Source organism: Pontibacter sp. E15-1 (genome assembly GCF_022601975.1).
In the GTDB taxonomy this organism is placed as follows: Bacteria; Bacteroidota; Bacteroidia; order Cytophagales; family Hymenobacteraceae; genus Pontibacter.
This window is the reverse complement of the sequence record NZ_JAKVIR010000020.1, coordinates 100,352-124,568: the sequence shown is the minus strand read 5'-3', so window position 1 is coordinate 124,568 and position 24,217 is coordinate 100,352. Positions and strand designations below refer to the sequence as shown.

At 52.6% G+C, this 24,217-nt stretch carries 25 protein-coding genes; 16 read left to right on the top strand and 9 right to left on the bottom strand.

Annotated elements, in window-relative coordinates; translation table 11 throughout:
• A partial coding sequence (locus MKJ04_RS15090; protein ID WP_241642481.1) for a transposase family protein occupies positions 1 to 562 on the top strand: 562 nt, incomplete at its 5' end.
• A 530-nt stretch (positions 563 to 1,092) separates the two neighbouring features.
• Here the strand turns inward: MKJ04_RS15090 and MKJ04_RS15085 are convergent.
• Positions 1,093 to 1,749, bottom strand: a complete 657-nt coding sequence (locus tag MKJ04_RS15085) for a 2OG-Fe(II) oxygenase (protein WP_241642480.1) — start codon at positions 1,747 to 1,749, stop codon at positions 1,093 to 1,095.
• 261 nt (positions 1,750 to 2,010) lie between these two features.
• Here MKJ04_RS15085 and MKJ04_RS15080 point away from each other — a divergent pair, with 261 nt between their 5' ends.
• Positions 2,011 to 4,206, top strand: coding sequence for a prolyl oligopeptidase family serine peptidase (locus tag MKJ04_RS15080; RefSeq protein ID WP_241642479.1), 2,196 nt, complete (start codon positions 2,011 to 2,013; stop codon positions 4,204 to 4,206).
• 205 nt (positions 4,207 to 4,411) lie between these two features.
• On the opposite strand, the gene MKJ04_RS15075 is transcribed toward MKJ04_RS15080, so the two are convergent.
• Positions 4,412 to 4,942 (bottom strand): REP-associated tyrosine transposase, encoded by a 531-nt coding sequence (locus MKJ04_RS15075; RefSeq protein WP_241642478.1) that lies wholly within the window; start codon positions 4,940 to 4,942, stop codon positions 4,412 to 4,414.
• 349 nt (positions 4,943 to 5,291) lie between these two features.
• On the opposite strand from MKJ04_RS15075, the gene MKJ04_RS15070 reads away from it, so the two are divergent.
• Both MKJ04_RS15070 and MKJ04_RS15065 read left to right on the top strand, forming a co-directional pair.
• The gene (locus MKJ04_RS15070) at positions 5,292 to 6,044 is read left to right on the top strand and encodes an acyl-[acyl-carrier-protein] thioesterase (protein ID WP_241642477.1); all 753 of its coding nucleotides are present in this window, start codon (positions 5,292 to 5,294) and stop codon (positions 6,042 to 6,044) included.
• Between the two features lie 73 nt (positions 6,045 to 6,117).
• A complete protein-coding gene (locus MKJ04_RS15065) occupies positions 6,118 to 6,591 on the top strand; it encodes a GNAT family N-acetyltransferase (protein ID WP_241642476.1) in 474 nt (157 codons plus the stop codon).
• A 76-nt stretch (positions 6,592 to 6,667) separates the two neighbouring features.
• Here the strand turns inward: MKJ04_RS15065 and MKJ04_RS15060 are convergent, their stop codons facing one another.
• The 3 genes from MKJ04_RS15060 to MKJ04_RS15050 form a co-directional block, all read right to left on the bottom strand.
• A complete protein-coding gene (locus tag MKJ04_RS15060) occupies positions 6,668 to 7,000 on the bottom strand; it encodes a DUF4286 family protein (protein WP_241642475.1) in 333 nt (110 codons plus the stop codon).
• A gap of 150 nt (positions 7,001 to 7,150) precedes the next feature.
• Positions 7,151 to 7,348 (bottom strand): hypothetical protein, encoded by a 198-nt coding sequence (locus MKJ04_RS15055; RefSeq protein WP_241642474.1) that lies wholly within the window; start codon positions 7,346 to 7,348, stop codon positions 7,151 to 7,153.
• A 171-nt stretch (positions 7,349 to 7,519) separates the two neighbouring features.
• Positions 7,520 to 8,764 carry an MFS transporter gene (locus MKJ04_RS15050; RefSeq protein ID WP_241642473.1) on the bottom strand — a complete coding sequence of 415 codons (1,245 nt, stop codon included), beginning with the start codon at positions 8,762 to 8,764 and terminating at the stop codon, positions 7,520 to 7,522.
• Between the two features lie 203 nt (positions 8,765 to 8,967).
• Between MKJ04_RS15050 and MKJ04_RS15045 the strand changes: the two genes are divergently transcribed.
• The 5 genes from MKJ04_RS15045 to MKJ04_RS15025 all read left to right on the top strand — a co-directional run bounded on the left by MKJ04_RS15045 (position 8,968) and on the right by MKJ04_RS15025 (position 12,361).
• Complete coding sequence (locus MKJ04_RS15045; protein ID WP_241642472.1) at positions 8,968 to 9,474, top strand: hypothetical protein; 507 nt, start codon at positions 8,968 to 8,970, stop codon at positions 9,472 to 9,474.
• 264 nt (positions 9,475 to 9,738) lie between these two features.
• Complete coding sequence (locus tag MKJ04_RS15040) at positions 9,739 to 10,425, top strand: hypothetical protein (RefSeq protein ID WP_241642471.1); 687 nt, start codon at positions 9,739 to 9,741, stop codon at positions 10,423 to 10,425.
• A gap of 88 nt (positions 10,426 to 10,513) precedes the next feature.
• Positions 10,514 to 10,933 carry an SMI1/KNR4 family protein gene (locus MKJ04_RS15035; protein WP_241642470.1) on the top strand — a complete coding sequence of 140 codons (420 nt, stop codon included), beginning with the start codon at positions 10,514 to 10,516 and terminating at the stop codon, positions 10,931 to 10,933.
• A 73-nt stretch (positions 10,934 to 11,006) separates the two neighbouring features.
• Positions 11,007 to 11,657: a hypothetical protein gene (locus MKJ04_RS15030; RefSeq protein ID WP_241642469.1), complete on the top strand. Its 651-nt coding sequence runs from the start codon at positions 11,007 to 11,009 to the stop codon at positions 11,655 to 11,657.
• Positions 11,658 to 11,728: 71 nt separating this feature from the next.
• Positions 11,729 to 12,361 carry a YdeI/OmpD-associated family protein gene (locus MKJ04_RS15025; protein ID WP_241642468.1) on the top strand — a complete coding sequence of 211 codons (633 nt, stop codon included), beginning with the start codon at positions 11,729 to 11,731 and terminating at the stop codon, positions 12,359 to 12,361.
• 76 nt (positions 12,362 to 12,437) lie between these two features.
• Here the strand turns inward: MKJ04_RS15025 and MKJ04_RS15020 are convergent, their stop codons facing one another.
• The 3 genes from MKJ04_RS15020 to MKJ04_RS15010 form a co-directional block, all read right to left on the bottom strand.
• On the bottom strand, positions 12,438 to 13,001 hold the full coding sequence (locus tag MKJ04_RS15020; protein WP_241642467.1) for a hypothetical protein: 564 nt from the start codon (positions 12,999 to 13,001) through the stop codon (positions 12,438 to 12,440).
• Positions 13,002 to 13,061: 60 nt separating this feature from the next.
• On the bottom strand, positions 13,062 to 15,452 hold the full coding sequence (locus MKJ04_RS15015) for a TonB-dependent receptor (protein ID WP_241642466.1): 2,391 nt from the start codon (positions 15,450 to 15,452) through the stop codon (positions 13,062 to 13,064).
• A gap of 162 nt (positions 15,453 to 15,614) precedes the next feature.
• Positions 15,615 to 16,049 carry a hypothetical protein gene (locus MKJ04_RS15010; RefSeq protein ID WP_241642465.1) on the bottom strand — a complete coding sequence of 145 codons (435 nt, stop codon included), beginning with the start codon at positions 16,047 to 16,049 and terminating at the stop codon, positions 15,615 to 15,617.
• A gap of 144 nt (positions 16,050 to 16,193) precedes the next feature.
• Between MKJ04_RS15010 and htpG the strand changes: the two genes are divergently transcribed.
• The gene (gene htpG, locus MKJ04_RS15005; protein ID WP_241642464.1) at positions 16,194 to 18,017 is read left to right on the top strand and encodes a molecular chaperone HtpG; all 1,824 of its coding nucleotides are present in this window, start codon (positions 16,194 to 16,196) and stop codon (positions 18,015 to 18,017) included.
• Between the two features lie 330 nt (positions 18,018 to 18,347).
• Positions 18,348 to 19,271, top strand: a complete 924-nt coding sequence (locus MKJ04_RS15000) for a toxin-antitoxin system YwqK family antitoxin (RefSeq protein WP_241642463.1) — start codon at positions 18,348 to 18,350, stop codon at positions 19,269 to 19,271.
• Here the strand turns inward: MKJ04_RS15000 and MKJ04_RS14995 are convergent.
• The gene (locus MKJ04_RS14995) at positions 19,268 to 19,630 is read right to left on the bottom strand and encodes a YraN family protein (RefSeq protein WP_241642462.1); all 363 of its coding nucleotides are present in this window, start codon (positions 19,628 to 19,630) and stop codon (positions 19,268 to 19,270) included. The genes MKJ04_RS15000 and MKJ04_RS14995 overlap by 4 nt on opposite strands.
• A 68-nt stretch (positions 19,631 to 19,698) precedes the next feature.
• Here MKJ04_RS14995 and MKJ04_RS14990 point away from each other — a divergent pair, with 68 nt between their 5' ends.
• The 5 genes from MKJ04_RS14990 (at position 19,699) to MKJ04_RS14970 (ending at position 24,198) form a co-directional block, all read left to right on the top strand.
• The gene (locus MKJ04_RS14990) at positions 19,699 to 20,694 is read left to right on the top strand and encodes a bifunctional phosphoglucose/phosphomannose isomerase (protein WP_241642461.1); all 996 of its coding nucleotides are present in this window, start codon (positions 19,699 to 19,701) and stop codon (positions 20,692 to 20,694) included.
• A gap of 43 nt (positions 20,695 to 20,737) precedes the next feature.
• Positions 20,738 to 21,418, top strand: coding sequence for a lipoyl(octanoyl) transferase LipB (gene lipB / locus MKJ04_RS14985; protein WP_241642483.1), 681 nt, complete (start codon positions 20,738 to 20,740; stop codon positions 21,416 to 21,418).
• On the top strand, positions 21,415 to 21,819 hold the full coding sequence (locus MKJ04_RS14980; RefSeq protein WP_241642460.1) for a hypothetical protein: 405 nt from the start codon (positions 21,415 to 21,417) through the stop codon (positions 21,817 to 21,819). Before lipB ends, MKJ04_RS14980 begins: the two co-directional genes overlap by 4 nt.
• 170 nt (positions 21,820 to 21,989) lie before the next feature.
• Positions 21,990 to 23,051, top strand: coding sequence for an MraY family glycosyltransferase (locus MKJ04_RS14975; protein WP_241642459.1), 1,062 nt, complete (start codon positions 21,990 to 21,992; stop codon positions 23,049 to 23,051).
• Complete coding sequence (locus MKJ04_RS14970) at positions 23,023 to 24,198, top strand: DUF4271 domain-containing protein (protein ID WP_241642458.1); 1,176 nt, start codon at positions 23,023 to 23,025, stop codon at positions 24,196 to 24,198. Before MKJ04_RS14975 ends, MKJ04_RS14970 begins: the two co-directional genes overlap by 29 nt.
• The last annotated feature ends 19 nt before the right edge of the window (positions 24,199 to 24,217 follow it).

The following is a 24,217-nucleotide window of genomic DNA, read 5'->3' as shown; positions in this document are numbered from 1 at the left end:
GATGCCCGCCCGCGCACCCGGCCCCCTCTACCAGTCCCTGTGCCTGCTCTCGGGGCAGGTGCTGCTTCTGGACGCCACCGAGAGACCCGTGCCCCGCTCAGTGGAGGCAGAGCGGCAAAGGCACGAGTACAGCGGCAAGAAGGGCTGCCACACCAACAAAAACCTGCTGCTGGCCGATCAGCGGGGGCGGGTGCTCTACCTGAGCCCCACCGTGGTGGGCAGCATGCATGACAAGGCCCTGGCCGATGAGATGGAGCTGGAGTTTGTGCCTGGGCAGGGGCTGCTGCTGGACCTGGGCTTTCTGGGCTATGAGCCGGAAGGGGCGCTGACCTGCCTGCCTTTCAAAAAACCTCCTAAGGGAGAGCTCTCCGAGTATGAAAAGCACTACAATCAGATGCTGGCAAGCCTGAGAGTGCAGGTCGAACATGTGATAGCATCAGTCAAGAGGCTAAGAACTGTGAAAGAGAAAATAAGGCTCCACAAAGACCCGGTCAGGGATGCGGTCATGCTCATTGCTTGTGGAATGCACAACCTGAGAGAAACGCATAGAAATTTATCGTAATATCATTTAATTGAAAAGAAGTTTCTTTTTCCATGTGAACTCTAAGTGCTCTTTAAACCTGATAACGGTCAAATAACCCACTGTATAATAGAAGGCAATCAGCAGAAACAAAGCTATCAGCAGTAATATAACAGGTATACTTTTGATTTTTGCCCCAATCAAGGTTGCTCCAACTAACACAAATGGAAATAAAAGCAACATTAATAAAACTCTTGACTGCCGGAAAATTGTTAGGTGAAATTTGGTCACTTTCTATAATTCATAATTTGAGATAACTCCCAGGAAAGCGTAAACATACGGTTCTGGGCACTATGTATATAGGGTATAGGGATGAATATTCTGCTCCTCCTTCTGCTGGATACTATCCTTTAGCAATATAGTAAATCCAATTTATTTACTTGTGAATACCCTAACAATATTAGTCTCATTTTAATAGCAGCGCAATCACCAACATCCACACATAAAAAGCTCCTCTGCCATACCTACTTAAAAGGTGGCAAAGGAGCTTTGGCATTCTAAAAGAAAGCCGCTTATAAAAAAGTCAGTTCGCTCAGTTGGTCCAGCATCCAGCCGGTGAGGCTGTAGCGGGGGCGGGTGGCCACCAGCACCTCGTGCGGAATCATGTCGGCGCGGAAGCAGGCGAGGCGGCCTGCTATGGGCAGGATGTCTACCGTTTCTTCTCCGCCATCTTCCTGCGGCAGGTATAAACGCAGGTTGCCGCCGTGCTCAGGCAGCCAGCCCTCGTTCAGGTAGCAGATAAACGACAGTTTGCGGTGGTCGTTGGTTTTAAACTGGTCGATGTGGCGCTTGTATACCGTGCCCACCGGGTATTCGGTGAAGTGAAACTCATAGTCCTTCAGGCCCAGGAAGCAGGTGCGGTTGATGTAGCGCATCATCTCGTTCATGCGGTCGAGGAACACCTGCGTGGGCGGCAGCGCGTTTTGCGGCTCAATCCAGCGGATATAGTCGCCGCGGACCGACTTGTCTACCTGGAACTGGTCAGAGGCACCGATGCCCGCTTTCTTAAAGGTGCCCTGGTCGCGGTGATGCGTCAGCACGTCCAGCAGGTCGTGCACCTCCTGTGGCTCCAGAAAATTATCCACCACGGCATAGCCCTTCTCCGACAGCCGGTCGGCTATCTGCTCAAATTTCACAAGCAGCCGCTCGTCCTCCAATTCTTCCATCATCGTGCGGTTTCCTTTAATTAAGCGCTTGCCGGGTAGGGTGCCGTTTGCGGAGACAACCACAAAGGCAAGCTGGCAAAAGTAAACACGAAAAGCGTCGGTTGTGTATGGGGATGAAAAAGAAATTCTGAAACTTTAATTCCTTGACCTGCAGGCGGATGGCTGGTAAGCCAGCGTGGGGCAGCGCGACAGGTAATGCTAAAATGAGTATATTCGTCTCATCGCGCATACCATACCTGAAACAATTTAACGGGCGTAGTCCTTATGAAGAAAACAACTGTACTGTTGCTGGCCGGTGGCTTCACGGCATTGTCGGCCTGCAAATCAACCCAAAACGATACAAAAGCCCCTGGCATGACCACAGAAAACACTACCCCAGCCGCCGCCACTGCTTCGGCCGGGACAGCTTTAGCTTACCCCGACACCAGGAAAGCAGACCATACCGATGATTACTTCGGAACTTCGGTGGCAGACCCCTACCGCTGGCTCGAGACGCACGACGAAAGCGTGGACGCCTGGATTGAGCAGGAGAACGAAGTCACGCAGGCCTACCTGAAGAACATCAGCTTCCGGGACAAGATAAAAGAGCGCCTGACCGAGATATGGAATTACCCGAAATACGGCGCGCCTTTTAAGGAGAACGGCAACTACTATTTCTACAAAAACGACGGCCTGCAGAACCAGAGCGTGCTGTATGTGCAGGAAACGCTGGACGCGGAACCGAAGGTGTTCTTCGACCCGAACAAGCTGTCGGATGACGGGACGGTGGCGCTCACCGCTTTTGCGTTTTCGGAGGATGGGCGCTACGTGGCCTACGGCACCGCCAGTGGCGGCTCCGACTGGAACACCTACCACGTGATGGAGGCGGCCACGGGCAAAAAGCTGAATGATGAAGTGGAATGGGTAAAGTTCTCGGGTCCGAGCTGGTATAAAGACGGTTTCTTTTACAGTCGCTACGATGCCCCTACCGAAGGCAACATGCTGGCCAGCAAGAACGAGTTCCATAAGGTATACTACCACAAAGTAGGCACGCCGCAAAGCCAGGACAAGCTGGTGTATGAGGACAAGCAGCACGCGCTGCGCAACTTCTACGGCCAGACCACCGACGACGAGCGCTTCCTGATCCTGAACGTGTCGGAGGGAGCCAGCGGGGCTAACGCGCTGTACTATAAAGACCTGAAAGATCCGAAAGGCACGATCAAGCCGATTGTGGAGAACTTTGAGTCAGAGTATAACGTGGTGGATAACATGGGCGACAAGCTGCTCGTGATGACCAACAAAAACGCGCCGCGCTACCGCCTCGTGCTCATCGACCCGAAAAAGCCGCAGGAGCAGAACTGGAAAACCGTGGTGCCGGAGAATGAGAACGTGATCACGGGCGTGTCGACGGTGGGTGGCCGCATTATTGTCAGCTACATGAAAGACGCGACAAGCCAGGTAGTGGTGTTCGACGACAAAGGCAAAAAAATGAACGACGTGGAACTGCCGGGCCTCGGCACCGTGGGTGGCTTCAACGGCGAGAAAGAGGATACCGAGGTGTTCTTTACCTTTACTTCCTTCACATACCCGCCAACCATCTACCGCTACGATGTGCCCGCCAACAGGGTCACGCTCTTCCGCAAATCCGAAGTGAACGTGAACACCGATGCCTACGAGACAAAGCAGGTGTTTTATACCTCCAAGGACGGGACCAAGGTGCCGATGTTCATTGTGCACAAAAAAGGGCTGGAGCTGAACGGGCAGAACCCGACCTACCTGTATGCCTACGGCGGCTTCAACATCTCCCTGACACCGAGCTTCAGCATTGCCAACATGCTGTGGCTGGAGAACGGCGGTGTGTATGCCCTGCCCAACCTGCGCGGCGGCGGCGAGTACGGAGACGACTGGCACAAAGCCGGTATGACGCCGAACAAGCAGAACGTGTTCGACGATTTCATCACGGCGGCCGAGTACCTGATTAGCGAAGGCTATACCTCTTCCGAGAAGCTGGCGGTGGCCGGTGGCTCTAACGGCGGTTTGCTGGTGGGCGCCTTCATGACGCAGCGCCCGGAGCTGGCCAAAGTGGCCATACCTGCCGTGGGCGTGATGGACATGCTGCGCTTCCATAAGTTCACCATCGGCTGGGCGTGGGTGCCCGAGTATGGCTCGTCTGACGACGAAGCGCAGTTCAAGAACCTGCATACTTTCTCGCCGCTGCACAACATCAAAGAGGGCGTAAAATACCCTGCCACGCTGGTGAAAACCGCTGACCACGACGACCGTGTGGTGCCGGCGCACTCGTTCAAGTTCATCTCAGAGCTGCAGGCCAAAGGCGCTCCGGGCAACCCGTACCTGATTCGGGTGGACGTGCGGGCAGGCCACGGTGCCGGCAAGCCGACTTCCCTGGTCATACAGGAGTATGCCGACACGTATTCGTTTATATATGAGAACATGGGTGTTAACCCGTATCAGAATCAGTAATCTGTAAAAGCAGACCGATTTTAAAAGCCGCGCTGCCAGTTTAGGTAGCGCGGCTTTTTTTTATTCTCAGCGGCCAGAGGCCTAGGTATAGCTTACACTCGCGGGACGCGAGCGAAGGCGACTTGCTTTGCTTTCTCCTGCTCTCGCTCGCCTCTGGCGAGTGTGCGTTATCTTAAGGCCTCTGGCCGCTTAAACAAAAGCAACATCACATCTCAGAAACCGTGATTGGGCTATCCGTACAGGCGCTACTGTATACATAATGCGTAGGCTCAGCTACCAGCCCAGCCCGCACAGGATTTTGATGAATATAGTCCACTTTCTGCTCAAGAACCGCGTTTGTGTGCAGCAAAGTTGGGTGGTTCTTGTAGTTCCAGAAATGATAATTGCTGTGTTGGGTGTTTGTTTTTGCAAAATGCTTGAACAGGTAAAGCAGCCATTCTTTTCTGCTCTCCTGAGGGTTTTTCTCTATCGCTTCTATGATCTTTTTGGCAGTGTAACTTTTGAATCTTCCAAGTAACTCTACGAGGTCTGCATTTTGCCTGCGGGCAATCATATGCAAGTGATTTGTCATGATGACATAAGCGAAGATTTCCAGCCCTTGCTTTTGTTGGCATAACTTCAGATTCTCGACTAAAATGTCTTTATATTCCTTTCTGCTAAAAACATCAACCCAGCCGACTATGGTTAGTGTTACAAAGTATACTTCATCTGGCGATGTTCTCCTATATTCGCTCATAAGTCTATTGTATAAAATGGGATTACGCTAAAAATCCTGGCTTGGCCAGAGGCCTGCAGATAGCTTACACTTGCGGGACGCGAGCGAAGGCAGCGAAGGCTATCTCCTGCTCCCGTTCGCCTCCGGCGAATGTGCGCTATCTGCAGGCTTCTGTTATAAATCAGACAGAAATTCCTCTCTTGGGAGAGGTAGGTTTTAGCACATAAGTATCTTCAAATATGCTGCAGCTATTCAATAATTGAATGACATGTCATCTCGGCGGCCAGAGGCGAGCGGAGGCGTGTTTTATGGGCCAAGTTGGTTGCGCCGCCGATTCTTCCGTACCTTAGCGGAGCACAAACCTGAGAAGATGAAAGCAGTTGGAGGCGCAAGCGAGTTCACCGTTCGCTCGCATGAGATAGACTACCGGGGGCAGGCCACCTTGCCAGCCCTGGTCAGTTATATGCACGAGGCCGCCTGGGACAATACCGTGACGCTGGGCATTTCGATGTATGATTTGCTGAAGCAGGACATGACCTGGGTGCTGCAACGGATGCGGGTGGAAATGTTCCGCTACCCCCGGCACAGCGAAGAGCTAACCGTGGAAACGTGGGCCTCCGGGCGCGAGCGCATCTTCATGCACCGCGACTTCAGGGTATACAGCGCGGAGCGGGAACTGCTGGGGCAGGCGACGAGCGTATGGCTGGTGATGGACATGGTGAAGCGCCAACTGGTGTCGTTGCCCGAGCTGATCACCGGTATAGAAGTGGCGCCCACCGAGCCGCCGCTGCCCTTCGCGAAAGGCAAGCTGCCGCAGCTAAAGGAACCAACGCAGGAGCAGCAGATTCCGGTGCGTTGGCATGACATCGACCTGAACCGCCACGTCACCAACACGCGCTACCTGCAATGGGTCCTCGATTCGATGCCGCTGGAAGTGCTGCAGCAAAAGCAGCTGCGTGAGATCGATATCATCTTCCGGGCCGAAACCGCCTTGGGCGATACCGTGCATGCCGCCGTGGCACCCGCCGAAGTAGCCGATACCTTTTTGCACAAACTCAGCAGCCAGGAAAACGGCAAAGAACTGGTACAGGCCCAAACGAAGTGGAGAAAGGTAGGGAGCTAGGGAGTTTTGGAGTTAGAAAGTTACAGAGTGAATTAGCCATTCAACAACCAACAATTAACAATCAACAACCAATATGGAAGTAGCAATCAGAAAAGGAATAATAGACGACTTGCCGCAGGTATATGCCCTGATACAGGAACTGGCCGACTTTGAGCGTGCGCCACAGGAGGTGACCAACACGCTGGAGGACATGGAGCGCGATGGCTTCGGCGAGAACCCGATTTTCAAGTTCTTTGTGGCGGAGTCGGCAGACGGGATTATGGGCATTGCCCTGTACTACATTGCCTACTCCACCTGGAAGGGCAGAATGCTGTTTTTGGAGGACCTGGTAGTGACGGAGCGGATGCGCCGCGCAGGCATCGGGCGTAAGCTGTTCAGGGCAGTGGCGCACGAGGCGAAGGTACTAGGTGCCAAGCGGTTTAAGTGGCAGGTGCTGGAATGGAACGAGCCGGCCATTGCTTTCTACAAAAAGATTGGCGCCAACCTCGACGGCGAATGGATTAACTGTAACATGAACGAGGAGCAGATTCAGCAGTTCGACGCGTAGTCTGCCGGGTATAAACAGGCTGGGCCGGATCCATACCTATGGTCCGGCCCAGCCTGTCTACAAAGATGATGTCTTTTTATTGCGCTTCAGGGCGCTCCACGTTTACGCCCACTACCTCCAGCATGGTCCGGAACGAGGCATAGTAGCCTGCATAGCGGTCGTTTACTTTTTGTTGCAGGGCAGGGGAGTGGTCGCGCTGGTACTCCTGCAAATCCTCCACGCTGCGGCAGGTATACTGCACGGCATAGGTCTTGCCGCCGGTCTCCTCATCCTCCACCACACGGCAAATCTGGTTACCAAGAAAATAACCCGTATCCATTACCTCCGGTATGTGCACGGTTTTCATCCACTCCAGCCACTCATCGGCCACGTTATTATCGATACTTACGGTTACGTTGTACAAGATCATATACAAAATTACGCTTTTAAGCTGAAACAGGAAGTATTTACCCGCCAGTTTATCGCCCGATGCTGACCAGCATTGGGCAAGCGTTGCACTGCTTGCCGCAAGTGCGAAGGAACTGTGTATGAAACTGGGGTGGATGCGTTGCCGGGAGCTTTAGAAACCGACAATCCCGGTAGGCGGTGTGGCGACGATAGCCAGGCCTGCGGCGGAGACTGCTGTTGCCGGTAGGCGCTGCTGCTCTGCTTCAGGCCTGTTGTTGTTTGCCCTGTAAGAGGTAAATAGGACGATCATTAAGAACAAAGCGGCTAATAAAGCTAAATCAGCTTGGTCGGAGGCAGAGGGATTGCGCATACGCTCTATATATTATATACAGTAAAGTCTATATATAATTATACTGGATGTGCGAAACATTAGTTGCCGGTGTTATTGCACTGAAGCTGTGGCTCTTTGCTAACGCATTGGTTTACAGCAGAAGTAAAGTTTAAAAATAAGTACAAAAAAAAGTGAGTGAGCACTTTTTGGTTATATCGGCTCCAGGAAGTTAAGGTCCTTAGAATAGGTTTCCTCCAGCGTCAGGATGGAGGCCACGGCTATGGAAAGGCAAAGTGCGCCCAGCGCCATAGCCGTCGGGACAATGCCCCAACTGTCTTTCAGGGCCTCAAACGTAAGCGTGAGCGGTACCACGGCGCCGCGCACAAAATTGGGCACCGTGGTGGTTACGGTAGCCCGGATGTTGGTGCCAAACTGCTCGGCCGCAATGGTCACGAACACGGCCCAATACCCACTGGCCAACCCGAGCGCCACGCATAGGATGTAGAACGAGTCCAGGGAGAGATTTCGGCTGAGCAGGTAGAAGGCCACAAAAGCCCCCGTGAGCAGCAGGAAGACCAGCACAATCATGCGGCGGCTCTTAAAGCGCTGGCTCAGGAAACCGCTCAGGAAGTCGCCCACCACCAGACCAAGGTAGCAGAACGACACGGCCTTTGCCGCTGAAACGGTCTCTTCCATACCTAACTCCACGCCAAACTCCGGCGAAAACGTAATCAGGATGCCCACCACGTACCAGATCGGCACGCCCACCAAAATGCATTTGAGGTATTTGCGGAAGCGCTTGCCGTTCGAGAACAGACTCAGGAAATTTCCACGTGTAACATGCGCAGTGCTCTTCACATGCTCAAACATCCCCGACTCGTATACCCCGATGCGCAGGAACAGCAGCAGAAAACCGAGTCCGCCGCCGATAAAGTAGGCCGTGCGCCAGCCAAACGACTCGCCCACGAAACCCGCCAGGATAGCGCCCGATATACCGATAGTGGCTACGATCATGGTGCCATACCCCCGTTTCTCCTTTGGCAGCACCTCACTTACCAGCGTAATGCCCGCGCCCAACTCGCCTGCCAGCCCAAGGCCGGCCACAAAACGCAGAAACGCATACATCGGGATAGTAGTCACAAAACCGTTGAGAATGTTGGCCACCGAGTACAGGAAGATAGAGCCGAACAGCACCGACAACCTGCCCCGCTTGTCGCCGAGGATGCCCCAGGCCACGCCGCCCACCAGCATGCCCAGCATCTGCATGTTGAGTAGCATCACGCCGTCCTCCAGCAGTGCCGCCTGGCTCGTGATGCCAAGGTCCCGGAGGCTGGGGATGCGCACAATACTGAAGAGTACCAGGTCGTAGATATCCACAAAGTAGCCCAGCGCGGCCACAATCACGGAGGCGTTAAAAAGGATGTTTTTGTTGGAGACAGTTTTCTCGGCTGGCATATATAGTCGCGTTTATATCTTGTAAGTTAGCTTTTGTAGCGAAAATTGCAAAGCGGAGCAAGCAGGAGAATGATGGAAAAAGCCGGGGTTATGCTGCAAAACAACATGCTATATGAGATAGTGATATTTAAGGAATTGCATTATATTAGGTGGCCAAACGGAAGGCGCTGTTCCGGAAGCCGTTTATCCTTACCCGCTACGCTATGAAAATCATTTTGCTTGCCCTTGTGGCAGTTTTGCTGAGTACTTCCAGGCTGTCTGCGCAGGCGGGCGTTACGAAAATCGGTATGGAAGAAGGCTTCCCGAGGTATAAATTCAAGTATGATGCGTTGGACATAGGCATCAAAGAGGTTGCCACCATTCTCGAAAACAATGAGCAAGCCTACCAACTAATCAGGCCAGCGAAACGGAACGCTGCTGTCGGCAACAGTATCTTATACATGGGAGTGGCGATGGCCATTGTGCCTTTGGGCGAAGTTTTCAAATCCGGCGGCTCGCGGCGCTACTGGGAAGTGTATGGTATTTTTGCTGGGATAGGGGTCGGTATGGTGGGTGCCTCCCTTCCTTTTCTGAACAAGGCCAACAAACAAGCCGAACACGCCATTGACGTGTACAACGCCGGACTGAGCGGCTATAACCACAAAAAAGAAAAACCTGCAATCTACCTCGGCGCTACAGGCACCGGCGTAGGACTGTCGATGGCTTTTTAACCTCGCTGGAGGGGGCCGCCGCTGTCTTTATATATGTAGGAGGCAGTTTTCTTAGTTGGTATATATAGTTGTGTTTATATGTTTCACGATAGCTTATGTTGTGGAAATTGCAAAGAAAACGCAGCCAATATGAATCGAGGGAATATGTAGCTATATTAGGATATAGTATATTCGTTAGTCCGGTTACGGTTATCTGTCGATTTCGACAAAAAACCGTATGTTTATTTCGTTTAGCAACAAGTTGGCCATAATTTGTAATAGAATATGTTAAGGATACTCTCCCTTTTTATAGTCGCTTTACTTTTTTGCTCTTGCGAACAGAATGAGAAGGTTGAGTACTACAGATTCGGGAAGCAGATTACACCAAGCGGTAAATATGTTATCTACGATTACGCTAGATATGATCCAGATATTTTGGGTACAGAAGTTTTCAAAGTAAACGAAGAATTTGAAGAAGGAGAAGGAGTGTCTATTGACGGTGCAATAAGTGAATGGATTTCTGATGACACCTTGTTGATATATAATTTTAAATCAGACTTAGAACAGCCAAAGGACACGCTCCCAATAGATACTAAATTTGAAAAGGTAGGTGATTTTATAGTTGAAACGGTATATTACAAATCAAATTCAGGGAGTAGGGCAATCTATGACTTTGACTCTGTTGCAACCACAAATGATTCAATTATTATCAGAACTGTTTCAAGCAATGGAGAACAAAAAATATTGATATTTCCGCTTGGCGCAACGACAATAAAGATAGATTCCGATTCAATAAAGCATATAACAATATCAACCCGACTATCAAAAAGTATGAACTTCGTCTACAAAAATCCAGACGGGTCTTTTACGAGTGGTTTACCAAAAGTAGGAACAACTTGGTATGACCTTACTCCAATAAAAAAGATATCTCCAAAAGGACTAAATACGAAGAAAATCTTTTGGGAAGAATAAAACTTTGGCCAACAAGGTATAAAAGCCATACTTCGGCTACGCCTCGTTCACTTTTTATACAAGACGTTGGCATACATAAAATTCATAAATGGAAACATTAGAAAGGTTGAGAGAAGTTAGCGGAGAAGTGCCTATACCACCTAAGCTACCGACAAGAAAAGACATCGAAAATGCAGAAAGAAAATTAGAGTTAAAGTTTCCTCCATCATATGTAAAATACCAGTTAGAGTATTCCGATGTAGTCTTAGGAACAATCGAACCATTACAGCTATTTGAAAATGGAAGCTACACTGACCTCGTTAAAGCTGTCAGAGAAGCACATGAAGCAGGTCTATCAGAACATCTGATTCCTTTTTTAGAAGATAACTCCGACTTCTACTGTTTTGATTTGACCTCATCACCTCCAGAGTATAATGTTCGATTCTGTTCTCACAATGGTTTAACTGATGAAAAGTGGGAAAATTTCTTGGAATGGGTGGATAAGTGCTGGATTGAAGAAAGTATATAGACAAAAATAACGCTTGCCAACAAGAGATAAAGCACACTTAGGCGTGCCTTAGCCAAGCCGTTACCAGTTATAAATGAAATATCTAAAAATCGTTATTTTAGTCATCTTTTGGGGTTTAATTGGTTGTAAAGGACAAACTGGTGAAGAAAAAACTGCTGTATCGATAGCAAAGGAATTGACTTCTGAAAGATTAGGCATCATCAATTACATCAAACTTGATACATCTGAAAGTAGCTATGAATTAAATCATAACTATATAGACAAAATAAATGAAGCATTAAAGCTTGATAGTGCACTTAATACAGATACTGATTTGGTAATAAGATTATTCTCGTATCAAGATTTTGATACAACAGCTGTTTATGATATGCAAATGCAGCGGGGAGAATGGACCGGAACTATATATAAGTTAAATTATCTAACTGGTAAACTTCTGTCAAGAGAAAATTTTATTCCATCAAAAGGCTGGGATGAGTTTGAGAGACGCATTGTTAAGAATGATATTCTGAATACAGGAGTACAAACCATTAGTTTGTCATCTTCCTGCAGTTTTACTCACCCCAGAAGTTTTACTTTTCAAGTAATAACACCGACCTCAATCAGGTTTATAGACTATGGTGCTTTCTATAACTATCTGCTTTCATGTAAAGTTGAAGAGCCAGGGTTCGAAAAAATGGAAAGAATAATGTTTGGCTTACTTGAAGAGAAAAATAACAACTGGTAACCCAGTACATAAGCCACGCTTCGGCTGCGCCTCGCGCACCTCATGTACCAGACCGTTACACTACCCAACACATGCCCGAACTACTCAAGAAACTCCAGCTAAAGCCAAGCCATACCCTATTGCTTGTAAATGTCCCTGAAGAAGTTGCAGCAGTTTTGACGGGCATGGGAGGCAACGTGACGCAGGCTGACCAGACACCAACCTCCGGTGCTTTCGATGCAGCACTCTTATTTGTGATGAGCGGCGCGGAACTGGAGCAGGATGCGCTTAAAGTGATCGGGCTGTTGAAACCGGAGGGGATGCTGTGGGTGGCTTACCCTAAAAAATCGTCGGGTATCGAAACAGACCTGACCCGCGACAAAGGGTGGAGTGCCATGGCGGCGTTGGGGTATGAGCCTGTAAGGCAGGTGGCGATAAATCAGGTATGGTCGGCGCTGCGGTTTATCCATCGCGCTGCCCGTAAAACCACTTCTACCTTTGGCGTAGACATGCCCGGCATCGACCTGAAAACCAAGACGGTGACGGTACCCGACGATATGCAGCTAGCCCTGGAAGAGGCGGGCCTGTCAGAAACATTCAGCCAGCTCGCGTTTACGCACCGGAAAGAGTATGTGGTGGCCGTGCTGGAAGCCAGGCGGCCGGAGACAAGGACCAGGCGCATCCGCAAAGCGGTGGAGCAACTGGCGCAGAAGGAGCGGGTATAGTTCTTTATACATAGGCACAAAAAAAAGGAGACGCAGTTTTAGCTGGGTCTCCTTTTCTGTTTAAGATGCTTCTGTGTTACTGAATAACGGCAGGGAAATCTGCCTCCACATCGGTTTCTCCTTTGGAGATGTCGCTGGTGTTGCCTTTCAGGTTCGGCTGGTGCTTCAGGGTAACGCGCAGCTTGCCCGAGCTGGTGGCACCCGTCACGATGGTGGCTTCCAGGCCTACCGGGCGGTTGTTCTTGTCCAAGTCCGTCTTCTGCACGGAGCTAATGTTCAAGCCACCCGTCGCGGTGAAGAAAAGCTCGTGCTCATCGCCTTCTGTGCGTACTTCTGCCGTGATGTCCTTCGAAGGTGATTTGCTGTCATCCGAAAGCGTTACGGTCATGTTATACGTGGTGTTGGGGGCCAGCACCAACGTCTCTATTGTGGGGGCGTTGCCTCCATCGCCATCCGGGTCGCTAAAGGTAGCGGTCACGTTTTGGCCTTTTCCTTCCGGTACCAGGCTCAGCTTCACTGTCGTGATCAGTTCCTGTTCCACCACAATTGGTTTGGGGTCATCGCTGCCGCAGGAGGTGCTGGCAAACAGCAGGGATCCCATCATAAAAGCGGCTAAATAGGGTTTCAATAGGTGTTTCATATGTAAATGTAAGTATAAAGGTGGTACATCAGTACGGGGATTGGCTTAAAACGATGCAATTTACGACTTGCTGAAATCCAGCGGCACTTTTATGCGGAACATGAGCAGCCTGCCCACCTCGTCAGAGAAGTAGCGGAAGCGGTTCAGGTAGTCGCGGTACACCGTGTTGGTCAGGTTGCTGCCGGTGATGCCAAACTCCACCGGCTGTTTGCCCAGCCGCACGGTAGCGCCCGCCTCGGCGTGCAGCAAAAAGTATGCGTCCGGTGCCGGGGCAAAGTCCTCGTCTGTTTTGGTGGGCACGCGCGTCTGCTGCCCCACATACGTGCCACCCACTGAAATATAAGTATTTGAGAATAACCCGGCATGGTCGGCTTGCCTAAACTCGTAGCGCAACGCGTTGTCCAGCCTGTCAGGGGGTATGTTGATGAGGTAGTCATTTGTGGACACGTTCCGGGCGCGCACGATGGCTGTTTTCGAGTCGAGGATCAGGTTGGGCAGCAGGTTATACGTCCAGCTCAGGTCGATGCCTTTGAACGTCGCGTCTGTCTGCCGGTACTGGAAAGCAGGGAAAGCACCGCGCACCGTTAAAACCGGATCGGGCAGCGGCGACAGGTAGATATAGTTGTTGATCACATTGTAGTAAAGGCTTAGCTGTCCGTTCAGGCGGGAGTTGCCAAAGTAACTCACGGAGGTCTCAAAGTTATAGGCCTGCTCCGAGCTCAGCCCCGCGTCGCCCACCTCGTACGTGGCCGCGCTGTGGTGCACCCCCTCGCTGAAGAGCTCGTTCACGCTTGGGGCGCGCCAGGCCGAGGTGGCGCTCAGCCCGAACGTAAGGTGATAGCCCACATCATACAGCGCTCCCAGCGTACCCGACACATTGTTGAAGTTAAAGGTTGGTTTTTGGAGTGCGTTGTTTGCATCAAGGCGCTTTACCTGCAGGTGCTTGTAGTCGTAGCGCAGGCCCGCCTCCAGCTGCAGCCTGTCTTTACGCCACTTCTCGGTGGCAAAGGCCCCGGCGGTTATACCGGTATAGTATGGCAAAAAGGCGCTGTACTTATAGGTGTTGTTCTGGTAGATGGTGCTCAGGCCCACGGAACCGCTGAAGTTGCCCAGCGGCGCATGCTCCCACACGGCCTCGGTGGTATGGGTGTTCAGGTTGAGGTACAGGGCAGGTCGGCCTGCAGACACGTTGTGCAGGTCATACTCCTGGCGGCGGTTGCGCTGCCAGCCATACGTAAACTCCAGTCGGCCCGCCTCGCCGGTTTTCAGGTAGGCCTTCGCCTTCAGCAAATCGTGCTGCACATCCTGGTAAGGCCTCCCGATGGTATAAGTGAAGCGCACCGTGTCCGCCCCGGCGGGCCTGCCGCGTTCAAGGGCATAGTTCAGGTCCGTCAGGTTGCCGATGTGGGAGGGGCTGAAGATGCCCAGCTTGGTGTTGAACTGGCTGTAAAACAGCTCGCCGCCAAACCGCTCCTTTTTATACCCCAGCGCCCCCGAGAAATTCTGCTCCTGAAAGCCGGTGTTGTCGAGGTAGTAGTCCGGGGCTTTGGCATTGCCCGCTTTTTTGAGCGTGCCCTGCAGGCGCCAGCTCAGCGGGGGTATGGCCCTGGAGTTTCCCTCCACCGTGGCCGAGGCCGCCAGCTGCCGGTTGTTGGTGCCGACCAGCAGGTTCACCTCGCCGCCGATGCCCGGGGTTTTCCGCAGCGCCCCCGGCTCCACGAGCACCACGCCGCCAATGGCATCGGCCCCGTAGCGCACGCCAGCGGCGCCCTTGATCACTTTCATCTCGGTGGCCACAAACGGGTCTATCTCCGGGGCGTGCTCCGAGCCCCACTGCTGCCCCTCTTGCCGCACGCCGTTGTTGAGCAGCAGCACGCGGTTGCTGTGCATGCCGTGTATCACGGGTTTGGAGATGGTAGGGCCCGTCTGGAGCGAGGATACCCCCGGAATGCTTTTCAGCGACTCCGCCAGCGAGAGGCCGCGCGTTTCCTCCAACTCCCGCCCTGCCAGCACCCGCGACGACTGCGCCAGCTCCTGCAGGCGGTTGCCCAAAACCTCAACCGTGCCCAGAGTCTGCGGGGAGGTGTGCAAGGGCAGGTCCCTGACCGTGGAGCCAGAGAGCCTGACCGTGAATTTCTCCGGCTCGTAGCCCACATAGGTCACCTGCAGGGTATACGTGCCCTGGCAAAGGTGCTGCAGGAGGTAGTTGCCATACGCATCGGCCACAGCGCCCTGGTGCAGCTCCGGGATAGAGACTGTCGCGCCCGCTAACGTTTCACGGGAATCATGGTCCAGCACCTTGCCCGACAGTGTGAGTCCGCATTCCTGGCCTGGGCTGGCGCTATCAATGCCGGGAGGCGGCAGAAGCTGTGCTTTGGTCTGCTGACTCAGCAGCAGCAGGAAGGGCAGGAGCAGTGCGGGGAAATACGATAGTGTTTTCGGTATATACACGATATAGCTTTAGCTAAACCAACGTGGCTGCCCGAACAGCAGCAGGCTGGCTTTAGATACTAGATAAATAGCGAGCTGCTCCACACACGGTGCGGCAGCGCATCACCTGATGAATAGATGACAAAGAGGTGCCCCGGAGAGTAGGGGCAAGGACAGGTATGGCTAGGCTAGCGGAGGACCGCGCAGGTAATGAACAGGAGGAAGAGAAGTATCCCGGTTGCGGAGGTATGGCGTTATGTAGGCCGTGGTATGGGTGAGGGGTATAAACAGGGGGGCGGTGGCGCTCCCCTGAAAAGGCTTCCCGAACACATCCTCCACCTGGCAGTGCCTGTGCTTCAGGCCTACCTGCGCCTTCTTCGTGTCGGTCTGGTCGGTATGGACGGTATGGGTATGCGGGTGCAGCTCCAGCAAAAGGGCATCAGGCACCATGGCCCTGCAGAAAAGCAGCAACAGCAGCAGGGCGATATGTCTGGAAAAGCGCGGCACTTGTTTTAGAACGCTATAAGAACCAAAGTAAAGGTAGGATAAATTCCACGAAGTTGCATTTATACCCCGCGCCAGCCGCCTCTGCCCGCGCACGATTCCCTGACCATCCATGTATACTGCTCCGGCTTGTGTGTCGATTTGCTGACAACCTGTCACAGTACGGGGTGCCGCCGCTTCTCTGGAACAGGATTTGAAAGCACTCCGGCAGATACACCTGTCTGACAAATCTATAAATTCAAAATATAAAGTATAAACATGGAAGAAAGAGGTAATATTTCGATTCACACCGAGAATATTTTCCCCATCATCAAGAAGTTTTTATACTCTGACCACGAGATTTTCCTGCGTGAGTTGGTGAGTAACGCCGTGGACGCCACGCAGAAAATGAAGCGTCTGGCGGCCATCGGAGAGTATAAAGGCGAGCTGGGCGAGCTGAAGGTAAAGGTAGCGGTTGACAAGGATGCCCGCACGATCACGATCTCCGACAACGGTATCGGTATGACGGCCGAGGAAATTAAGAAATACATCAACCAGATCGCCTTCTCGGGCGCAACTGAGTTTGTGGAGCGTTTCAAAGACTCCGGCGACAAAGACCAGATCATCGGTCAGTTCGGTCTGGGCTTCTACTCTGCCTTTATGGTGGCCGAGCGCGTGGAGATCATCACAAAATCCTTCCGCGAGGGCACGGAGTCGGCGCACTGGTCTTGCGACGGCAGCACCGAGTTCGCCATCATCCCTGCGCACAAAGAGGACCAGGGCACGAACGTGATCCTGAACATCGCCGCCGACTCTGACGAGTTCCTGGAGACGGAGCGCATCCGCACTATCCTGAACAAGTACTGCAAGTTTCTGCCGGTGCCGGTAGAGTTTGAGGGCGAGGTGATCAACAACCCAAACCCGATCTGGACAAAGCAGCCGTCTGAGCTGACCGACGAAGACTACAAGAACTTCTACAAGGAGCTATACCCCATGTCGGAGGCGCCGCTGTTCTGGATTCACCTGAACGTGGACTATCCGTTTAACCTGACGGGTATCCTGTACTTCCCGAAGATCAAGAACGACTTTGAGATCCAGCGCAACAAGATCCAGCTGTACTCGCGCCAGGTGTTCATCACCGACGAGGTGAAGGACGTGGTGCCGGAGTTCCTGATGCTGCTGCACGGTATCATCGATTCGCCTGACATTCCGCTGAACGTGAGCCGCTCGTTTCTGCAGGCCGACTCCAGTGTGAAGAAGATCAACACCTATATCACTAAAAAGGTGGCCGACAAGCTGAACGAGATCTTCAAGAAAGACCGTGACGCGTTTGAGGCGAGCTGGGAGGATATCAACGTGTTTGTGAAGTACGGCATGCTGTCGGACGACAAGTTCTATGAGAAAGCCAAAGATTTTGTGCTGCTGCAGAGCACTGAAGGCAAGTATTATACTATAGAGGAGTACAAGGCGCTGGTGCAGGCCAACCAGACCAACAAGAGCGAGCAGCTGGTGATGCTGTATACCACAGACGCCGACAAGCAGCACGCTTTTGTGGAGGCCGCCCAAAGCCGCAGCTACGATGTGCTGAAGCTCGACTCGATGATCGACAGCCACTTTATCGGTATGCTGGAGCAGAAGCTGGAGAAGGTAACCCTAAAGCGCGTGGACTCTGAGACGGTTGACAAACTGATTGAGCGCGACGAGACGAAGGAAAGCGTGCTGAACGACACAGAGAAAGAGGAGCTGAAGGGCGTGTACGAGAAAGCGATCAACAACCAGCACATGATGGTGGAGGTAGCTCCGCTGGCTCCGGACGACGCGCCGGTGGTGATCACGCTGCCTGAGTTTATGCGCCGCATGAAGGACATGAGCAAGACTGGCGGTGGCGGTATGATGTTCATGGGCGACATGCCGGACACTTACAACGTGACCATCAACGCGAACCACCCGCTGAACCAGCGCGTGCTGCACGCCGAGGGCGAGACAAAAACAGCCGTGGCCCGTCAGGCATTCGACTTGGCGCTGCTATCGCAGAACATGCTCTCCGGTGCCGCGCTCACCACATTTGTGAAGCGCAGCTTCGAGCTGATGACGAAAGAATAGAACAGCATTAATTATACCTACAGTTTTAAGGCGGTGCCCCCAGGGCGCTGCCTTTTTTGCTTTTGCCCGTAAGCTGATGAAACTAAGCTGCCACAGGCAAAGTTATAGGGAAAGTTTGCGTATTGGTGCTTATATGAATTATATCCATCTTTGCGTTTAGTAGCTGGCTGTTAGCAGTTAGTCGTCAATTATTGGTCTTTGCGCCAGTAGCTAAACGGCTCGCTTACTAAATGGTGATGTGTCTGCTCGCTGCGATTTGCTGTTTATCAAATTTGTAATTCAACTAAAAGCTATTCAGTCATTCAAAATTCAGTTATTCGAAATTACATAATGCGTCATTCTTTTCTTCTGATTTTTTCTTTTGCGGCAGGTATGGGCATGCTGTTGCTGACCGGGTGCGGACAGCCGAAGTGGAACAGCGACTACCTCCTGAGCCAGGCCCGGCTGAAAGAAGGCGTGAAAGGCGACGCGCTTGCCTCCGGCGACACGATCAACGTGGAGGTGGAAGAGCGGAAGGCTCTGGAGAAAGAGGACTTGCAGGAAGGCAAAAAGCGCAAGAAGAAAAAATACAGCAAAAAATATTTCCTGGGCCAGAAAGTGAAGCGCGGCTTCATCAAGTCGGGCAAAGGCTCGCGGGAGACGCTGGAGACTTTCAGCTACCTGGAAGCCTACCAGGACCCCAACCCCTATGCCCCGATAAAATACCTCTACGACACCAAAAAGCGCAAGCTGTACCGCACCACCAGCGACGAGGTGAAAGAGCAGAACAGGTATAAAGTGCTGCACGGCCCCTACGAAAAGAAGATAAACGGGCAAACCGTGGAGGAAGGCTACTTTTACGTGGGCACCAAGCACCTGCGCTGGGAAAAGTACAGAGCCGACGAGGAAGGCACGCTGCTGGACAAGCACCACTACGAGAAAGGCTTTGTGCGCGACGCGGTGGTGACCTATTACGGCGACACGAAAAAAATAAAGGAGGTGATCCCGTATGAGTTCGGCGAGGTGCAGGGCACGTACTACCGCTTTTATGAGAACGGGCAGGTACAGTGGTCCGGGCAGTACGCCAAGGGCCGCAAAATAGGCACTTGGGTCAACTACTACGACTTCCGGGGTCGCCGCCACCATGAGTACCAGTACCCCAAAACAGCCTATGACGCCCCAGCGGAACCCGTTTTAGTGAAACAGTATGACCGGCACGGCACCCTGATTTACGAGAAGGACAAGCTGGACAAGCGCTCGCAGGCCCAGCGTTAGTGAAAAGCGTCTTCGATGTGATGCACCGTGGCAGGCACCGTCAGGGTAACCGCGATAATGTCGAACCGGGCCTCATGCTGCCAGCCGCTCTCCTCTATATATGCGTCCGCGGCGTTTAGCAGCAGCGCCTCCTTCCGGAAATCAACTGCCTCCTCCGGATATCCGTACCTATCGGTACCCCTGGTTTTCACTTCCACAAAAACCAGCAGGTTCTCTTTCTGGGCAATAATATCCACCTCAGCGCGCCTGTGCCGGTAGTTTTGCCGCAAAATGGTATAGCCCTGCTCCTGCAGATAAGCCGCCGCGCGATTTTCGCCGGCCTGGCCAGTTCGGATGTGGGCGTTTGTTTGAGAAGCCATTAATTATAGCTTAATTTGCACCAGTCTGAGATTTAACTGATTGTTCATTAAATGCTAAAGACGAATTTATGAAGCAACTTGTTGAGGATTTTGCACAACAGCTGCGCGATGCCATAGACATCGGGGAAAAAGCAACGGTCACGTTCTCCGGTGCAGAATATAACAATGTAGTGATGGCCGGTATGGGAGCCTCGGGCATTGGGTGCAATCTGATGCAGGCATACGTTGCCGATAAACTGCATGTGCCGGTGGTGGTGAGCAAAAGTTACACGATTCCGGCCTTTGTGGGGCCAGGCACGCTGTTCATTGCCTCCTCATTCTCGGGCAACACCGAGGAGATTATATACAGCGTCAGGGCGGCGATGAACAGCGGGGCCAGAGTGGCTTTTTTAACCGCTGGAGGAGAGCTGTTGCGCATTGCCCGTGAGGAGGGCATACCCTATCTACTCATACCGCAAGAGCCCAGGCACCCGCGGGCATGCCTGGGGTACTCGCTGGTGGCGATGCTTTACCTGCTGCACTACAGCGGTTTGCTGGATGACACATTTAAAACCGAGTTGCGCCAAAGCGTTGCCTTACTGGAAGAGCAGGCCGGCATTATCAAGGTGCAGGCAAGCGCACTGGCCAACGCGTTCCATACCAAAATGCCTGTGCTCTACGTTAGCGATGCACTGGAGCCGGTGGCACTGCGCTTTCAGCAGCAGCTCAACGAGAACGCCAAGCAACTGTGCCATGTCAACACATTCCCGGAGATGAACTACAACGAGATTGTGGGCTGGCAGAACCCGGGAGACATATACCAGCAGCTGGCGGTGCTGCTCATCAAAACCGCCTACGACCATCCGCGTGTGCAGCTGCGCATGAGCCTGTCGAAAAAACTGTTTGAGAGTAAGGTGCCGGATGTGTTGGAGATCGAGGCACAGGGGGCCACCTTCCTGGAGCAGGCCCTTTACCTGATCCACCTCTTCGACTGGGTTTCGGTATATCTGGCAAAGCTGAGCAACGTGAACCCAGAGGACATTGACAATATTGATTACCTGAAAGGAAAACTTTCGAGAGCGTAACGTGCAGAAAAACACAGCGATAAAATTCGAGCACCTCGGCCTGATGGACTATAAAGAGGCTTGGGAGTACCAGGAGAAAGTCTTTAACAGCATCCTGGAGCTGAAGGTGCAAAACCGCAAGGCAGAGGCCGGGGCGCAGCAGCCCACGCCCAACTACCTGCTGTTCTGCTCGCACCCCCACGTGTACACGCTGGGCAAGAGCGGCCACGAGGAGCACCTGCTCCTGAATGCGGAAGGGCTGAAAGAAAAAGGCGCCACCTATTATAAGATAAACCGGGGCGGCGATATCACTTACCACGGCCCCGGCCAGCTGGTCGGTTACCCAATCCTGGACCTGGAGAACTTCTTTACAGACATACACAAGTACCTGCGCCTGCTAGAGGAGGCGGTTATCCTGACCCTGGCGGAGTATGGCGTTGCCGCTGGCCGCATACCGGGGCTCACGGGGGTATGGCTCGACCATGAGGAGCAGCGCAACCCGCGCAAGATCTGCGCCCTGGGCGTGAAGTGCAGCCGCTGGGTAACCATGCACGGCTTTGCCTTCAACGTAAACGCGGACTTGGATTATTTTAACAACATTGTACCCTGTGGCATCTCAGACAAGCAGGTAACCTCACTGGCAAAGGAACTGGGGCGCGAGGTTCCGCTGCCAGAGGTGGAAGAAAAGATGCAAAAACACCTGGCTGACCTGTTTGGGGCCACCATTACCAAAGCCACTGCATGAAAAAGGATATTGATTTTGGCACAGTAGAGGGAATCGCTGTGGCCGTAGCCACCTCTGCCGGCGAAACCGGGGAAGCGGTATGGAACGTGTACTTGCTGAACAACAACGCTTTTCCGATTGATAATGTGCTGATTACCTCAAAAGGGTATGGCCAGGTTGACGGCGAAGAGGTGAAAACGTCGGTGCTGCGGCACATGTTTGAGCGCATAGAGGCCAAGAGCTTTGTGCAAGTAGAGCCCATCGACCCGGCCATCTTCCATATCAACAACGAGTACTGGGTGAGCTACTACATCAACAATAAAATATTTGACAAGAAGTTTGTCTTCGTTCCGGATGCCATACAGGCCAGCAACCTGATTGAGATAAGCATGCTGCAAATGCAGGGCGTGCTGCATTCGTAGTATCCTGCCCGGGCAAATAAGCACAAATGGCAAAAGCCCCGACATTAGTATTTTAAACAGAAAATTGCTTGTATATTTGTCTGATAATAAGCCGTTGGAAGAAACGGTGTGTGCTGTTGTTAAATACGTGAAAGAAGTGAAGTCCCTTTCTTCGCTTTAGTTTTGAGCTTATGGATCAGAGAATCTTACCCCTCGTTCTTGCCTTTACCTGGGCTTTCCTTATTGCTATATTCGCTGTTCCGTCCATCATCAGGGTAGCGCACCTGAAAAACATCCTGGATAAGCCGAATGTGCGCACCGTGCACGAGGAGCTGACGCCACGGCTGGGAGGGCTGGCCATGTTTGCAGGCTTCATGTCGGCCCTCACGATCTTCACAGATCTGGGCAACGGCGTGCAGCAGCTGCTGGCAGGCTGCATTATCCTCTTCTTTATCGGTCTGAAAGACGACCTGATCACGATCTCGGCCCTGAAAAAGTTTGCCGTGCAGCTGCTGGCCACCGGCATCGTCATGTTCATGGCCGATATCCGGATCACGAGCTTTCAGGGCATCTTCGGGATTGGCGAGCTGCAGGTGGGTATGAGCTACGGCTTCACGTTCCTGGTGATTGTGGGCGTCACCAACGCGATTAACCTGATCGACGGGCTGGACGGCCTGGCCGGAACGATTGTCCTGATCATCGCCACTACCTTCGGCATGTACTTTTACCTCTTCGGCGGCGCTGCCTTCGGCAACTACGCGGCAGTGGCTTTCTGCCTGATCGGCGGGATACTGGGGTTTCTGCGGTATAATTTCCATAGGGCCACCATTTTTATGGGCGACACGGGCTCACTGCTGTGCGGTTTCATCGTGTCTATCCTGGCCATACAGTTTATAGAGATGCGGGCGGAGGCGGCGGCACCGACCGTGGCCCTGGGCATCTTGTTCATCCCCCTCTTCGACACGCTGCGCGTCTCCATCATCCGGGTCATGAAAGGCAGGTCTCCCTTTGCGCCCGACAAGAACCATATACACCACCGGCTGCTGGCCATGGGTTTCAACCAGATTAGCACTGTGCTGATCCTGGGTATGATCAACATCCTGGTGATCACCTTCGTGGTGAGCTTCGGGGACTGGGGGAACCTGAATATCCTGCTGGTGCTGCTGGGTTTCTCGGTGGCTTTAAGTATCATTTTGGGAGTTTACAAATCGCGCAGTGCACAGAGTGTTCCAAGGGCGAAAGCGAGAGCGTAGCCACCTTCTAGTTATATGTGCCCTGCTGGTATGGCTGGGAGTGGCTCCGGGGTATGCCCAGGTGCTTCCGCTGGACCAGAAAAACACCCTGACCGCTGACTGGCTGGTGGCAGTGGAGGGCGGCGACCAGCTGATGCCCTACGTGGCAGGCAGAAACACCGGCCATACCGCCCTGCACCAGTGGCTGTCGGTGGCGCAGGGGCAACCGTTCAGTATTGGGTTCACGGCACCCAAGGACCTTTGCCTATACCTCAACAACCAGCTCATTTTCAAAGCCGACTTTTCCGCCGCGTATACCCTCGACATCACTCAGTTTAGCAAAGGCATTGCCCCGATAGAGGGAAAGTATCTGCTCACGGTATGGCACCCGCGGCAAGTGCCCAACATCAACTCGTTCCGGAACCAGGTGCGCGACCCGGAGCGCAGCCAGCAGGCGAGCGAGCGGCTCCTGCCGGTGCGCATGCGCGACTATGCCAACCAAAGCGCCTTCATTCTGTTTCTGCTGGTGACCGGCTTGCTGTATGGGGCGTTGCGCACGAGCTTTCCGAAGGACTTCAGCAGCCTTTTCGGGGTTAACGCATACCTCCGCACCAACGCGCTGGATGAGGGGGTGCTGGTAAAGCCGGTCAGCTCGCTGCCCAGCCTGCTGTTTATCCTGGCGTTCTCGCTTACGCTGGCCCTCCTGATCACGGCAATCCATACCAACGTGCAGCAGATTCAGCTCTTCAACCAGCTTTTCCCGGTGTCGGAGGCGGATATCACCACCAAAATCCTGTTTTATACACTGCTCATCTTTATGGTGATCGTGCTAAAATACCTCTTCCTGAAAATCATGGGGTTTATCTTTGGGCTGGAGGAGGTGGTGCAACTGCAATACCGCGAGTTTATAAGATCAATACTATTTCTGGGCATATCGCTGCCCCTGGTGGTACTGCTCTACCTGGCGCTCAACACCGCCATGCCAGACACGATTTTGCTGGTGTCGAACCTGGCCGTGTCGATTGTCTTGATTGTCACAATAATGCGTGTATTCGCGACGGTAAATAAAAAGGCATCTGTACTAAATTTGCATTTATTTTCATACCTTTGCGCCACAGAAGTGATTCCGTTGGCCATTATGCTGAAGTTGATTGTTTTTAATTTCTAGTTTCACGGAAGGCTACAAA

Excerpts from the sequence above, each read along its gene's own strand:
- MKJ04_RS15020 (WP_241642467.1), bottom strand. The coding sequence starts at position 13,001 with ATGAAACACCTATTGAAACCCTATTTAGCCGCTTTTATGATGGGATCC.
- MKJ04_RS15080 (WP_241642479.1), top strand. The coding sequence starts at position 2,011 with ATGAAGAAAACAACTGTACTGTTGCTGGCCGGTGGCTTCACGGCATTG.
- MKJ04_RS15070 (WP_241642477.1), top strand. The coding sequence starts at position 5,292 with ATGAAAGCAGTTGGAGGCGCAAGCGAGTTCACCGTTCGCTCGCATGAG.
- MKJ04_RS14990 (WP_241642461.1), top strand. The coding sequence starts at position 19,699 with ATGAAGCAACTTGTTGAGGATTTTGCACAACAGCTGCGCGATGCCATA.
- MKJ04_RS15000 (WP_241642463.1), top strand. The coding sequence starts at position 18,348 with ATGCGTCATTCTTTTCTTCTGATTTTTTCTTTTGCGGCAGGTATGGGC.
- MKJ04_RS15065 (WP_241642476.1), top strand. The coding sequence starts at position 6,118 with ATGGAAGTAGCAATCAGAAAAGGAATAATAGACGACTTGCCGCAGGTA.
- MKJ04_RS15055 (WP_241642474.1), bottom strand. The coding sequence starts at position 7,348 with ATGCGCAATCCCTCTGCCTCCGACCAAGCTGATTTAGCTTTATTAGCC.
- MKJ04_RS14980 (WP_241642460.1), top strand. The coding sequence starts at position 21,415 with ATGAAAAAGGATATTGATTTTGGCACAGTAGAGGGAATCGCTGTGGCC.
- MKJ04_RS15040 (WP_241642471.1), top strand. The coding sequence starts at position 9,739 with ATGTTAAGGATACTCTCCCTTTTTATAGTCGCTTTACTTTTTTGCTCT.
- MKJ04_RS15060 (WP_241642475.1), bottom strand. The coding sequence starts at position 7,000 with ATGATCTTGTACAACGTAACCGTAAGTATCGATAATAACGTGGCCGAT.
- MKJ04_RS15025 (WP_241642468.1), top strand. The coding sequence starts at position 11,729 with ATGCCCGAACTACTCAAGAAACTCCAGCTAAAGCCAAGCCATACCCTA.
- MKJ04_RS14975 (WP_241642459.1), top strand. The coding sequence starts at position 21,990 with ATGGATCAGAGAATCTTACCCCTCGTTCTTGCCTTTACCTGGGCTTTC.
- MKJ04_RS15050 (WP_241642473.1), bottom strand. The coding sequence starts at position 8,764 with ATGCCAGCCGAGAAAACTGTCTCCAACAAAAACATCCTTTTTAACGCC.
- MKJ04_RS15010 (WP_241642465.1), bottom strand. The coding sequence starts at position 16,049 with ATGGATGGTCAGGGAATCGTGCGCGGGCAGAGGCGGCTGGCGCGGGGT.
- MKJ04_RS14995 (WP_241642462.1), bottom strand. The coding sequence starts at position 19,630 with ATGGCTTCTCAAACAAACGCCCACATCCGAACTGGCCAGGCCGGCGAA.
- htpG (WP_241642464.1), top strand. The coding sequence starts at position 16,194 with ATGGAAGAAAGAGGTAATATTTCGATTCACACCGAGAATATTTTCCCC.
- MKJ04_RS15085 (WP_241642480.1), bottom strand. The coding sequence starts at position 1,749 with ATGATGGAAGAATTGGAGGACGAGCGGCTGCTTGTGAAATTTGAGCAG.
- MKJ04_RS15030 (WP_241642469.1), top strand. The coding sequence starts at position 11,007 with ATGAAATATCTAAAAATCGTTATTTTAGTCATCTTTTGGGGTTTAATT.
- lipB (WP_241642483.1), top strand. The coding sequence starts at position 20,738 with ATGGACTATAAAGAGGCTTGGGAGTACCAGGAGAAAGTCTTTAACAGC.
- MKJ04_RS15045 (WP_241642472.1), top strand. The coding sequence starts at position 8,968 with ATGAAAATCATTTTGCTTGCCCTTGTGGCAGTTTTGCTGAGTACTTCC.
- MKJ04_RS15035 (WP_241642470.1), top strand. The coding sequence starts at position 10,514 with ATGGAAACATTAGAAAGGTTGAGAGAAGTTAGCGGAGAAGTGCCTATA.
- MKJ04_RS15075 (WP_241642478.1), bottom strand. The coding sequence starts at position 4,942 with ATGAGCGAATATAGGAGAACATCGCCAGATGAAGTATACTTTGTAACA.